Genomic DNA, 12,709 nt, shown 5'->3' on the forward strand with positions numbered 1-12,709 from the left:
CATTCAAGAGGGATTCACAACGCTTGGCAGTTTTGGTTTGAATTAGCTTTAATGTTTACGGCACAATGGTTTAGGTGGGTGGTTTGCGTTGTTCACCCCTTAATGCGGCGTTATGTGCCTATTGAGATTTAACGGCTTTGATACACATATTATCAAGTTGGTTTCGTGCCCCACACTCCCAAGAATTTCCCTCAATGGTCACGGTTTTTGGCGCATTTTCTAGATTAAATATGCAATGAAGTGGAACAGTGTCGCTGTCGCATATTGCTTCTAGTTTGGTAGGGTTAACTAGTGCTACTGAAGCGCACGTACCGTCTTCATTATAATTTGAGCAGTACCACTCTTCGTTGTTCCACATTATGGTTTCGGGGTTCCACATCCGGTTTTTATTGAAAACACATGTACAAGGAACATCATCGACGTTGTCGCCGATTTTAAAAGTACCTTTCTTTTCATTAGAAGCACATGCGATAGAAGAGAAAATAAGTGCAGCAGTGGCAATGATAGTCGCGTATTTCATGATTAGTGTTCTCAACTGTTGAGTTCTTAAATTGTCGTAGTTTGTCTGGCTTACGACATTGATCTGCGGCACATAACAAGCAATTTAAGAGGGATTCACAACGCTTGGCACTTTTGCTTCTACTTCAAATATAGTGTTTACGGTACAATGCGTTAGGTTGGGTGGTGGCGCTGTTCACCCCTTAATTGGGCGTTAGTTACCCGTCATGCCTCACATTTACCAAAATAGATCCCAAAATTAAATACTAGCGAATGATATATTCAACTGTAGAGATATTCGTATCTTGAGCACTGGCACTTCAACAGACTTAACCATTTAAGAAGAGTCGCTTCATGTAACCCAAGTTTAGGAGAATCAAGTAACTGCACTACTACCCGATTAACCGTAGTTTGTAGTGGATAGGTAAACTACCCGTACTATGAGGACTCATATTATGGGTGCACATTTATTGATTGAGGTCAGTCTACAGCTGAGCCTTACTTTAGATGCTGCTGCTCAGATCATCTCTGGTATGTCATCTGAAGATTTTCGTAATATCTGTCAAGGTATTGCGTCTCTAATTTTGGCATGTAAAAAGAAATCTGCGTAAGTAGTTGAAATATATTGCTCTAACCTAATAGAGCATCTTTGTACGTAGCTATGCGTTAAATAGATAAAAATGAAATTTCAAATGTAGCAGCGTCTTTTTCTCGTCTGACTTCGAGTTTGGCGCTCACCTCAAGGTAACTAACAAGGCGTTTAAGACGGATTCCCAACGCTTGGCATTTTCAATTTGATTCAGCTTTAGTGTTTACGGCACAATGGTTTAGGTCGAGTGGTAGCGTTGCTCACCACTTAACGCGGCGTTAGTTGCCAACGAGAAAAACGCAACTAAAGCAGAATGTTTAGGGTTAATGTTCGTGTGTTTTTGGCTCGGTTTTCGTATTTCAATTTCTAGTTATTTGGGTTTGTAAAATCGTGCGTTGGTTTCTTTCGTGGTTGTATTCTCTATTTCAGAAACCGATTTATATGTTGAAAGTTAGCTAACATTGTTTGTCCAAAGGCGCTTTTTGGTGTTGTTAGCTCGTTTTCTACGGCGTTGTATGTTCCAAGTGGTTTCAGTGACAGGCGCTTGGAAACTGCGCCTGATTTGAGTTTTCGAAAACACGTAAAGCTAGTGTTGGCAAAGCGGTAATTAACTTCAAATCAAAGCTTTAGGTTTGGCAACTAACAAAGCATTCAAGAGGGATTCACAACGCTTGGCAGTTTTGGTTTGAATTGGCTTTAGTGTTTACGGCACAATGGTTTAGGTAGGGTGGTAGCGTTGTTCACCCCTTAACGCGGCGTTATGTGATATGCCTAAATCGCGATATTGCTCGTATAAGTTTCCAATCAAATTGTATCTTAGTTTCATATGGTTAGGTTAGATAGGACCGATATCAAAGTGAAAGGAACAAGATGACAGAGTCTCAAAATAAATGGTTTAAAAACTGGGCAAATAAACGACAAAAAGGTGCTGTTTACTACATAGTCACTCAAACTTTAATCATTAGCGGGGGACTTTTTCTCGGGAAGTTTGCTGGTTTTGCTCTTTTTACTAACCAAAACCGATGGGGAGAGTTTCTCACTGAGTTGCCTACGACGGTGATGTTTTTATTAGCAATTGGTATTCCGTTTAATGTTATCTCTTGGTTTCTAGGAGAGTGGCGGTATAGAAAACTATCAGATAAGCAAAATATCACATAACAAAGCGTTTAAGACAGATTCGCAACGCTCGGCATTTTCGGTTTGCTTTGAATTTAGTGTTTACGGCACAATAGTTTAAGTTTGGTGGTTTGCGTTGCTCACTACTTAACGCGGCGTTAGCCGTCATGGAGCTTGCTATACTCAAAGTGATAGAATAGTATCACTTTAGTATTCCTTTGGAGCAGCTCTCATGAAAGTAGAACTAGTTACATCACTCAAACGCCAAGCAACAAAGATCCTTGCCGATCTCCACGACACTAAGGAACCAGTGTTAATTACCGAACATGGTAAACCATCGGCATATCTGGTTGATGTTGATGATTACGAGTTTATGCAAAATCGTTTGGCGATTCTGGAGGGGATTGCACGAGGTGAACGTGCATTAGCGGACGGTAAAGTGGTGAGTCACGATGAAGCCAAGGACAAAATGTCAAAATGGCTGAAATAATCTGGACTGAGCCAGCGCTATCCGACCTCAATGATATCGCTGAATACATCGCACTTGCAAATATCGTAGCTGCAAAACAATTGGTTCAAACGATCTTTTCTAAAGTCGAGCGCTTAGAGGCTTTCCCTGAATCGGGTCGCATTCCGCCTGAACTAGAACATCTAAGTTATCGTGAAGTTGTAGTTAATCCGTGCCGCGTTTTCTATAAACAAGACGGCGACAAAGTATTTATTCTGTTTGTTATGCGTGCTGAGAGAGACTTGCGTAAGTTCCTACTGAGCAAGCAATAACCTTTGGGAATGAGCGGCTAACAAACTGTTTAAGAGTGATTCGCAACGCGTGGCATTTTTACTATGCGTTGGTTTTAGTGGTTAAGGTGGTATGCGGCGGCATCGGTATTGCGTTGCTCACACCTTAACAGGGCGTTAGCAATTAAAGGGAGTTAAGTGGATAACTATGAGAAGTAAATGCAAGTTGTGTCGGACTCCGTCAGAATTGTGTAACTCGCATGCTATTCCTGATAGCTTGTTTAAGAGCATTTTTTCTGCTGGAAGTGGTCAAGCAATATTATTAGATGGTGCTGATGGAGTTCCGATTAAGAAAACTCAGGATAGTTGGGCTACAAAGCAGTTATGTAAAAGGTGTGAGTCGAAACTAAATACATATTATGAGGATTATAGCCAGAAAGTGTTGCGAAACAAATTTGGCTCAGAAAGGACAGAATCCGGTGTCAGCTTTCAAAATATAGACACGCAAATTATTAGGAGTTTTGTAGCAGCGATTTTATGGCGGGTTAGTATATCTGATCATAAAAACTATGCAGCTATAACTCTATCAGACAAACTGAATGAAAAACTTCGGTTTACGCTTAATACGTCTAGTGAGATATCGAAACGAACTTTTTCGGTTAGGGGCTTTAAGTTAATAGATAGTACTGAAGGTGGCTTTTCTAGAAAAAACTTACGTGATTGCATTATTTCCCCTTTTATGCGCACTTATATGGACGCTAATCATAAATCTGTACAAGTAGTATGCTTTTTGTTCTTAGGGTTCTTTTTTGAAGTGTTCATATCAGGAGTGCCTAGCGGAAGCGAGTATCATCATGAGTTCATAGGGTACAGCAAGACAAGTTATGTGTTCCCTTTTCTTGAGATCACTGAAATACCAGAATTATTCGAGTTGATGGTAATTGCGTATGGAAAAAACGCTGAAGGTTTGTCTGCAATTTAATTGCTAACAATCTGTTCAAGAGGGATTCACAACGCGTGGCATTTTCATTATGCGTTGGTTTAAGTGATTAAGGCGGTATGCAGCGGCTTTAGTATTGCGTTGCTCACCCCTTAACAGGGCGTTATGTGCATGGAGGCACAATGAACATAGGTATCTACATTTACGATCAAGCAGAAGTTCTTGATTTTTCGGGTCCATTTGAAGTTTTTAGTACAGCTAAACGGCTTGGTACTGAGAGTCTGAACATATTTCTAGTTTCAGAAAGCTCTAAGCCAGTTGTAGCTCGTGGTGGTTTCAAAGTTTTACCTGATTATTCGTTACAGGATCATCCTCCAATAGATTTACTGGTTGTTGTGGGTGGGGTACACACGGATGAAATGTGTAAGCCAAATATCATGACTTGGTTAGCTTCGGTAGTCCCTCTAGCTTCCGAAGTTGCATCAGTTTGTACTGGTGTGTTTCTTTTAGCTCAAGCAGGTTTAATCCAAAACTTAACAGTGACTACCCATTGGGAAGATATTCCTGATTTAGCTACTCAGTTTCCAGACTTAAATGTTGTTAATAACCAACGCTGGGTAACTTCTGAAAAATTCACAACTTCTGGTGGTATATCTGCGGGTATCGACATGAGCTTACATATAGTGTCAAAACACTACGGTCAGCAGTTTGCCGAGACAGTGGCGAGGCAAATGGAGTACAACTGGCAAGAATGCACATAACAAACAATTTAAGAGTGATTCGGCACGCGTGGCATTTTTACTATGCGTTGGTTTTAGTGGTTAAGGTGGTATGCGGAAGCATTGGTATTGCGTGCCTCACACCTTAATTGGGCGTTAAACCCACAGGTTACCCCGTGGGAATAAGTTAATCTTCTAGAGGTAGCTCGAGAGTATCGCCATATTTAGGAGCTACACGATTGAGAAGCTTGTCGAATTCCTTTGAATTACTAGAAGCGTCCATCAAAAGCATTACTTTGCTTAGGTGGTCTTTTAGTTCTGGTAACCCGTAGTCTTCAGTGAGTAACTGGTGATGAGTAGTTTTTCGATGGCCAGCATCTGTTCGAGGGTTTTTCTCCTGAAGCGTTTTCTTTATCCCTGGAGCTAAGCGTGAATAAACTATGTCGTTGACCCAATGGCCAACAAACGCTGGCCTTTTTAGAGCCATGTAGCTGTCGTAGCCCTTAATTTTTACAAGTTTATACCAAAATTCATCAGGGAAAGTTTTAGTCCATTTTCTCCTAGGTTCATCACGGATGTATTTTTCTAGTATTGCACTCAGCGCTTTTTTCTCGCGAACCTCTTGATAGCCAGTGGCCTCATCAATCAGGGCAACGATACCAACTCGCGCAAATCCACGAATTAGTGTTTCTGCATATTCAGCGTATCGAATATCCTGTTCAGTGGTTAGCACGCCATCTTTACGGGCTTCGAGAATTACATCACACAAGTCAGCCAAGATTTCACCACGAAATCCGTGTACGGGTCTTGGTGTTTGGCCAGTCAGTACTACAGGATTCTGGAGCGCCATATTAAGAGAGTGGTTCATGTAAGGCGCAAGCTTTGCATTGGACACCAAGCGGGCAACACCTTGGCCACGCCCTTTCATTCCAATAGCGCCAGTCATGCTCCTGCCCGAAATAAACCGCTCACCGTCTTCGGTTACAAAACATTTAAGTTTAATAGGACCAATATCAAGATCACCTTGGAAACTTGCTTTTTTTTCTATCTGTTCCATTTTTATTACCATTATTGGACAATGTAAATTTACTATAATTAATATTCTTTTGTGTGTCCATTAAAATCTAAAAAATGCGTTTAAATTCGTCTTTAATGGACATTAAAAGGGTGGGCTTAACAAAGCATTTAAGACGGATTCCAACGCTCGGCATTTTGGGTTTGCTTCAACTTCAGTGTTTACGGCACAATACTTTAAGTTTGGTGGTCTGCGTTGCTCACCACTTAATGCGGCGTTAGTATTCAGGAGGAAAATTAGTGCTTCATCAGATAGACAAATATCAGTGTTCTGCTTGCAACATTAAATCCAAACATATCACCGTATTGATTAGGAACCCTAGTCCTTTTGCTGGTGTAAAACATCAAAAGCGTAAAGAGTTTATTGCAGGGTTAATCAAAGGTTGGGCAGTTGGCCCATTTTTAGCTTCTATGGATGAGTTTTCTCGACATACGATCTGTGAAAACTGTGGTATCAAGACGGTAGAGAACTGATAAGTAAGACTTCTTTCTAAGTTAGGTGTAATAGGTTGGGTCTGAATACTAACAAACTGTTCAAGAGCGATTCGCAACGCGTGGCATTTTCGTCATGCGTTGGTGTAAGTGACTAAGGTGGTATGCGGCGGCATCGGTATTGCGTTGCTCACACCTTAACAGGGCGTTAGGCGGCTAATAAAAAGGAAAAAGAGATGTCTGAAGATAGAGTTATTGGGGATTGCCCATTTTGTAGAAAAAACACTCAGTTTAGAAAGCTAAGTTTTTCAGAAAACCTGGGTACCGTAGGGGACTTTCTTGGCGGGGCTTTTTTTGGTGGAACGGCCAAAAAAAGACAGTCGGCTAAAACAATCTTCAATGAGGCAACTGAGACAAGGGCATTTCCTAACTACATATGTGAGTCCTGTGGTGCCAAGGTAATGAAGTGTAGTTGTTGTAAAGAAATTATTCCGTATCAGCATGATGGTAGTAGCCACCAGTGTTTAACTGATATGGGTGTAACTTTAGAACACCCTAACAACTTAATTGAACAACTAGAAAGGCTAGGCGTTCTAAGAGAAAAAGGTATTTTAACTGAAGAAGAATTTATACAACAAAAAAATAAGTTATTGGGACAAGGTTAAATTCAGTTTCATGCACCGCACGCCTAACAAAGCATTTAAGAGTGATTCCCAACGCTTGGCATTTTCGTCTCCGCGTTGGGTTTCGTGTTTACGGTGTATTGGTTTGGGTTAGGTGATTAGCGTTGCTCACACCTTAATGCGGCGTTATATTTTAAGGATACATATGGGCAACATAGTAGTAGATATATTTCCTCCCGCTTATTGGCAGGATTTCGAAAAATTAACTCAAGATATTGTAAAAATTAAATGGAAAGATGACTATGCCGAAAGACATGGTCGAGAAGGTCAAGCTCAAGGCGGCATCGATGTTTATGGTTATAATCACGTAGCAAAAGAGCATACAGGAATACAATGCAAAAAACGTGCACTCAAAAGTAAGCCTTCACATGAATCTCCCTCGAATACATTGACGAAGTCTGAAATAGATCAGGAATTAGCTAATGTAAAAGAATCAGAACATCAACTAGATCGCTTTATCATTGCAACTTCTGGTCCTCGTGATGCTCATCTTCAAAGTCATGTGGCAAAACTAAATAAAGCAAGTGGTGACCTCAAGGTCTCAATTATGTTTTGGGACGACTATGTAGATTTTCTTAATGACCACCCAGAATTGATGTATCGTTACTATGAAAATGTTTTAAAGTTTCGTAGCGAATATAGTAGCCTAAAACATTACCTACTTTTGCTCTCCATGGCATTTGATAGACCTGCAATTCGAACTCCGTTTTATTGCGAAAGTAGAGCGACAGACTTTATATCTGCAATTTCCGCGACCCAGCAAGCAATAGCAACTGGTTGTTTATCCGATAGAGAAGGGCGAGTAATAGATCAAGTTCGAGTTCCAACCCCTAAACCTAAAGGGCTACAAGCTATCTCGAATAAGCTGCAAAAATCTCGTGACCTTGCGGTAACGGCATTAGCAGAAGGTGTAATTGTTGAGCATGAATGTGTTATTGAAATTCGTGATCATGAGCTAGTTGAGAAGCTGAATAATTTGCGCTTTGAAGCAGTCAAAGGCTTGAATAAGCTGTTAGAAGCCAGCGACTTAAACCAAATTGAATTTGGTGGGTTTTAAAATATAACAAACTGTTTAAGAGTGATTCGCAACGCGTGGCATTTTTGCTATGCGTTGCGTTTAGTGTTTAAGGTGGTTTGCAGGGGCTTTTTGTATTGCGTTGCTCACACCTTAACAGGGCGTTATGTTTTCGGAGGAAATGCGTGATTTGGATAAAGCGAGTGGCTTTGATTACTTTTCTTTCGGTTCTGGGGTATTTTCTTTTCCTTCATGCAGGGATGGCTAGTGATGGAGCTATAGAGCTCAAGTGGTATTACAGGTTTGAAATGATAGTTGCGGGAATTATCTGGTGGCCTGCCGTTTTATATTTGAAGCTTAGGGATTTAGCGAATTATCCAACAAGCATTTTAGGGCTAGAATTATGGCCAGTACAATATTTTAGCTATTGTATAGTTTTTAAGATTTACGATGTAATACTCGGGTATAAGAAAACGACGAATAGGTAATCTATGTAATAAGTGGGCTTAACTATAGTCTTATGAAAACTCAGTAAAAAATCGGGATATATGCTCAGTTTGAGCCCCAAACATAACAAAGCGTTTAAGAGGGATTTGGCACGCGTGGCATTTTTAGTTTGCGTTTGGTTTGGTGTTTAAGGTGCTTTGCGGAAACTTATGTATTGCGTGCCTGCACCCCTTAACGCGGCGTTAGGCGACGGGCAGGAAAGTTCTTGAGACTGTCCTGATTTCTGTGTAATTGTCTAAGCTTAAGCCTTAAAAAGGCTAAGGATAGACAACATGGATAAGAAAGCACTTGAAGCTTTTGCTCGTGAAGCTGCCAAATCAATCAAGACAGAGTCCGATCTTGATGACTTCCGCAAAATGTTAACCAAAGTGACCATCGAAACCGCGCTCAATGCTGAGCTTGATGATCACCTTGGCTACGAAAAGCACGCTACTAAACCCAGCTCAAACTCCCGTAATGGCTACTCATCTAAGTCGATTATCACTGATGATGGCGAGGTTCCTATTGATGTGCCGCGCGACCGAGATGCGAGCTTTGAACCCAAGCTGGTTCGTAAGCACCAGACTCGATTCCAGTCCATGGATGACAAGATCTTAAGCCTGTACGCTAAAGGAATGACAACCAGAGAAATCGTCGCCACGTTCAAAGAAATGTACGACGCCGATGTCTCGCCCACGTTGATATCTAAAGTCACGGACGCTGTTCTTGAGCAAGTTATCGAGTGGCAGTCTCGTCCTCTGGATGAGGTGTACCCTATTGTTTACCTTGACTGTATCGTGGTCAAAATCCGCCAGGATAAGCAAGTCATCAACAAGTCGGTTTATCTTGCACTCGGCGTCAATATGGATGGTCAGAAAGAGTTGCTTGGTATGTGGTTATCTGAAAATGAGGGTGCTAAGTTCTGGCTTAATGTACTTACGGAGCTACAAAATCGGGGCGTGAAAGACATCCTCATTGCTTGTGTCGATGGGCTGAAGGGCTTTCCTGACGCTATCAACACCGCCTTCCCTGAGACCCAAATCCAGCTCTGCATCGTCCATATGGTGCGTAACTCGATGAAATATGTGCCGTGGAAAGACTACAAGGCGGTCGCAGCTGATCTCAAGGCCATCTACCAGTCCAAGACCGAAGATGAAGCCTTGTTGGGGCTAGAAATGTTCTCTGATAAATGGGACGCCAAGTACCCTCAAATTAGCCGCTCCTGGACAGCCCATTGGGATAACCTCAATACCTTGTTTAATTACCCTGAGGACATCAGGAGAGCGATCTACACGACCAACGCCATCGAGTCTTTGAACAGTGTGATTAGAAAAGCCATCAAAAAACGTAAGCTGTTCCCAACGGATGAATCGGCAAGGAAAGTGATCTTCTTAGCGATCCAGGATGCTTCCAAGAAGTGGACGATGCCCATCAGAAACTGGCGACAAGCCCTGAACCGCTTTATGATTATGTTCGAAGGTAGACTTACAGATTATATGTAACCAAGACAGTTACACAGAATTATTTACAGAGTCAAGTTCTTTGCTCTCATCTTCTTAGTTCTCTTTGCTCTCATCTTCTTAGTTCTCTTTGAGCATTCGTTTTTCTAAGTCGGCAATTCAACATTGTCGGCTCAAACTCTTGAATCTCTCCAGCCGTAAAACATGCCAATATTCGTTGGTTGCCTCATTGGTTTTCACAGTCGCTTGGTTGTGAGTTTAACTGGCTCAAAGTGTGGAAAGGGCAAGTTAATCGTAGCTTTCGTTTTTGCTATTAGCTCGTAGCTGTTAGTTTCTCAGGTTCAAAAACTACTTAGTCGCTGCAAATTCGCATTTCGTAGTCGTTGGAATTTTGGCTGAAACATCGTGAGTTTTGTGGTTCTTGAATCACAAAAAGTCGGTGGGTGTTTGGTTGCTTATTTGGTTTCGGGTAATCTGCTTTCAAAACAATTTAAACACAGGTGGAAAACTTCGCCTAACAAGGCGTTTAAGGCGGATTCACAACGCTTGGCGATTTCAGTTCAAGTTAGCTTAAGTGTTGAAGTTACAATGGTTTAGGTTTGGTGGTTAGCGTTGTTCACCACTTAACGCGGCGTTAGGCAGGATGGGTAAGATTGAGCATGAATTTTGACAAAGAAATTGGCGAGTTTAAGAGTTCTTTTCAGAAAGGCAATGCATTGACTAAAGTGACAATGGTTATGGGCTTTATACTGACCTTGACGTCTTTAGCTGAATTATCTAGCAAAATCGTAGTTTGGAAAGGTTTCATTCTGTCTGGTATAGAGTTCTACAAGTCATTCTTTGTAGAACCTGTGATATCTATAGCGTCCATTGCAGGTTTGCACTATTCAGAGTTAGAGCTTCATGTAGCCACTATTTCCTCTGTTTGTATTGTAACTGGCATGCGTATTCAAGCTATAGGGCAGCAAGTTGCTTTTCGCGAGATTAGTGAAAGGTATGGTAATGAAGTAAAGCCCAATCTATTGTTTTATTGGGTCGTTGCTGTTGTAGCTCCTATTGGTTTATGGCTATGGTACGGTTTTGGTAATCCGACAATCTATCCTTGGTGGTCAGTGTTTGCAGCGCTTTTTTTCCCAGTTTTCATAGTTATCCCCAAAATTCTTATGGCCAAGTTTGCTGGGTATGAGTTTTTCGAGCAAAATAATTTTAGTTACTTTAAAAGTTATTACATCTACGTAGGCGCACTGATTCTATTCATCTGCATGTTAGCGGCTATAAATAGCGGTATTCGAGGGGACGTGGAGCCTTCAAAAGAAGCTGCCGAAGTATCAATATCTTTGGTTATAGGGACTGAGCCTAAACCTGCCTAACAAACTGTTTAAGAGTGATTCGCAACGCGTGGCATTTTTACTATGCGTTGAATTTAGTGATTAAGGTGGGATGCGGTGGCTTCGGTATTGCGTTGCTCACACCTTAACAGGGCGTTAGCACACATAAGCAATTGAACTGGAACAGTACAAGATGCAATATGTAGTGAATTTATAAATTGATAAGAGAATGATTGAATGTCTTACCGTAGTAAAAATCGTTTTAGACCAGTTGTGGATGAAGTGATTGCTCAAAAATTAGAATCTAAAGAATGGAAAGCAGAATCTACTGTAGAAACAGCAAAAAAAGATGCGGTGAAAGTATTGGAGGCTATGTTGGCTGAGTTTGGCGAAAGCAAATGTTTGTCAGCGTTAGAAAAACAAGGCTTTAACAGTGCGTCGTATGAGTACATTGTAAAGCCACTTTGCGAAGAGTCGTCTAATCGTAGAAAGCAATATGAAGATTCGCTGAACCTCGAAAGTACTGTGTGCTAACAAACTGTTCAAGAGTGATTCGCAACGCGTGGCATTTTTACTATGCGTTGGGTTTAGTGTTTAAGGTGGTATGCGGATGCGTAGGTATTGCGTTGCTCACACCTTAACAGGGCGTTATATGTATATGGAGTCATTATGAATAGTGAGTGGAGAAAGGCTGCGAAAAGCCTTACAGATGAAGAGAGGGTTCAAGCTCTTGAACATCAGTTAGAAAATATGGATGGAGCAGAAGCCGGGATTATTAGACAAGTCTTGGGCGATGAACAAAAACCTCTTTCGGAAAAACAACAGTATATTTACCACCACAATATTGAGGAAACTTTAGTCGAAAAATGTGGTAGATCTGGTTGTAATGAGTTCGTGGTTGCAGGTGTTGGCTACTGCCCGTCATGTGAAATCGAGTTTGGAGGTTGATCTACATATAACAAACAATTTAAGAGTGATTCAGCACGCTTGGCACTTTTGGTTTGCGTTAAGTTCTGTGTTTACGGTGGTCAAATCAGGTATCGTAGTTGCGTGCTTCACACCTTAATTGGGCGTTATGTGAATAGGAGGCTCCAGTGAACAAAGTAGTCAAAGAACGCTTCGATGAATATCCGGAAAATGCTCGTATTAGGCTAGAGGAACTACGAAATCTAGTCTTTCAAATCGCATCTGATTTGGATCTGGGTGAAGTCGATGAAACTTTAAAGTGGGGTGAACCTAGTTATAGTGTAAAAACAGGCAGTCCGCTAAGAATGGACTGGAAGCTAAAATCTCCTAACAATTATTACCTGTTCTTTAATTGCCAAACTAAGTTAGTCGATACATTTCGAGAATTGTACGGTGAAGAACTGGTGTTTCAAGGAAACAGAGCAATAGTTCTCTCCTTATCGAAAGCGTTACCAAAAACAGCAATCAAGTCCTGTTTAGAGTTAGCTTTAACCTATCAACAGCGTAAAGATTTGCCTCTTTTGGGCGCGTGAAAAAATTCACATAACAAAGCGTTTAAGACGGATTCACAACGCTTGGCATTTTTGGTTTGAATCAGCTTTAGTGTTTACGGCACAATGGTTTAGGTTTGGTGGTCGCGTTGTTCACCACTTAACGCGGCGTTA

At 41.2% G+C, this 12,709-nt stretch carries 16 protein-coding genes; 14 read left to right on the forward strand and 2 right to left on the reverse strand.

What is annotated here, in order from left to right; genetic code table 11:
• Positions 1-118: 118 nt before the first annotated feature.
• Positions 119-520: a hypothetical protein gene (locus VNE01S_RS18100; RefSeq protein ID WP_053397240.1), complete on the reverse strand. Its 402-nt coding sequence runs from the start codon at positions 518-520 to the stop codon at positions 119-121.
• A gap of 433 nt (positions 521-953) precedes the next feature.
• Here VNE01S_RS18100 and VNE01S_RS19340 point away from each other — a divergent pair, with 433 nt between their 5' ends.
• From VNE01S_RS19340 to VNE01S_RS18125, 6 genes are all read left to right on the forward strand, one after another.
• Entirely contained in the window at positions 954-1,109 is a 156-nt protein-coding gene (locus tag VNE01S_RS19340; RefSeq protein WP_156309919.1) for a hypothetical protein, read from the forward strand.
• An 848-nt stretch (positions 1,110-1,957) separates the two neighbouring features.
• Positions 1,958-2,245: a hypothetical protein gene (locus VNE01S_RS18105; RefSeq protein ID WP_053397241.1), complete on the forward strand. Its 288-nt coding sequence runs from the start codon at positions 1,958-1,960 to the stop codon at positions 2,243-2,245.
• A gap of 190 nt (positions 2,246-2,435) precedes the next feature.
• Positions 2,436-2,693, forward strand: a complete 258-nt coding sequence (locus VNE01S_RS18110) for a type II toxin-antitoxin system Phd/YefM family antitoxin (protein ID WP_005448240.1) — start codon at positions 2,436-2,438, stop codon at positions 2,691-2,693.
• Positions 2,681-2,983 (forward strand): type II toxin-antitoxin system RelE/ParE family toxin, encoded by a 303-nt coding sequence (locus tag VNE01S_RS18115; protein WP_053397242.1) that lies wholly within the window; start codon positions 2,681-2,683, stop codon positions 2,981-2,983. The genes VNE01S_RS18110 and VNE01S_RS18115 overlap by 13 nt, the downstream gene beginning before the upstream one ends.
• A 166-nt stretch (positions 2,984-3,149) precedes the next feature.
• Positions 3,150-3,923, forward strand: a complete 774-nt coding sequence (locus VNE01S_RS18120; RefSeq protein ID WP_053397243.1) for a hypothetical protein — start codon at positions 3,150-3,152, stop codon at positions 3,921-3,923.
• A 140-nt stretch (positions 3,924-4,063) separates the two neighbouring features.
• Complete coding sequence (locus VNE01S_RS18125) at positions 4,064-4,642, forward strand: DJ-1/PfpI family protein (RefSeq protein WP_053397244.1); 579 nt, start codon at positions 4,064-4,066, stop codon at positions 4,640-4,642.
• 145 nt (positions 4,643-4,787) lie between these two features.
• On the opposite strand, the gene VNE01S_RS18130 is transcribed toward VNE01S_RS18125, so the two are convergent.
• Entirely contained in the window at positions 4,788-5,657 is an 870-nt protein-coding gene (locus VNE01S_RS18130) for a P63C domain-containing protein (RefSeq protein ID WP_029857117.1), read from the reverse strand.
• Positions 5,658-5,914: 257 nt separating this feature from the next.
• On the opposite strand from VNE01S_RS18130, the gene VNE01S_RS18135 reads away from it, so the two are divergent.
• The 8 genes from VNE01S_RS18135 (at position 5,915) to VNE01S_RS18180 (ending at position 12,577) form a co-directional block, all read left to right on the forward strand.
• The gene (locus VNE01S_RS18135) at positions 5,915-6,148 is read left to right on the forward strand and encodes a hypothetical protein (protein WP_053397245.1); all 234 of its coding nucleotides are present in this window, start codon (positions 5,915-5,917) and stop codon (positions 6,146-6,148) included.
• A 194-nt stretch (positions 6,149-6,342) separates the two neighbouring features.
• Positions 6,343-6,771: an SHOCT domain-containing protein gene (locus VNE01S_RS19530; protein WP_053397246.1), complete on the forward strand. Its 429-nt coding sequence runs from the start codon at positions 6,343-6,345 to the stop codon at positions 6,769-6,771.
• 163 nt (positions 6,772-6,934) lie between these two features.
• Positions 6,935-7,846 (forward strand): PDDEXK family nuclease, encoded by a 912-nt coding sequence (locus VNE01S_RS18145; protein ID WP_053397247.1) that lies wholly within the window; start codon positions 6,935-6,937, stop codon positions 7,844-7,846.
• Positions 7,847-8,583: 737 nt separating this feature from the next.
• Complete coding sequence (locus tag VNE01S_RS18155) at positions 8,584-9,792, forward strand: IS256 family transposase (RefSeq protein ID WP_053397249.1); 1,209 nt, start codon at positions 8,584-8,586, stop codon at positions 9,790-9,792.
• A 617-nt stretch (positions 9,793-10,409) separates the two neighbouring features.
• Positions 10,410-11,120, forward strand: a complete 711-nt coding sequence (locus VNE01S_RS18165) for a hypothetical protein (protein WP_011080282.1) — start codon at positions 10,410-10,412, stop codon at positions 11,118-11,120.
• A 195-nt stretch (positions 11,121-11,315) separates the two neighbouring features.
• A complete protein-coding gene (locus VNE01S_RS18170) occupies positions 11,316-11,612 on the forward strand; it encodes a hypothetical protein (RefSeq protein WP_053397250.1) in 297 nt (98 codons plus the stop codon).
• Between the two features lie 135 nt (positions 11,613-11,747).
• Positions 11,748-12,026, forward strand: coding sequence for a hypothetical protein (locus tag VNE01S_RS18175; protein WP_053397251.1), 279 nt, complete (start codon positions 11,748-11,750; stop codon positions 12,024-12,026).
• A 146-nt stretch (positions 12,027-12,172) separates the two neighbouring features.
• Complete coding sequence (locus VNE01S_RS18180) at positions 12,173-12,577, forward strand: DUF1801 domain-containing protein (RefSeq protein ID WP_053397252.1); 405 nt, start codon at positions 12,173-12,175, stop codon at positions 12,575-12,577.
• Positions 12,578-12,709: the final 132 nt, after the last annotated feature.

The sequence above is a fragment of the Vibrio nereis NBRC 15637 genome, assembly GCF_001591105.1.
Classification (GTDB): domain Bacteria; phylum Pseudomonadota; class Gammaproteobacteria; order Enterobacterales; family Vibrionaceae; genus Vibrio; species Vibrio nereis.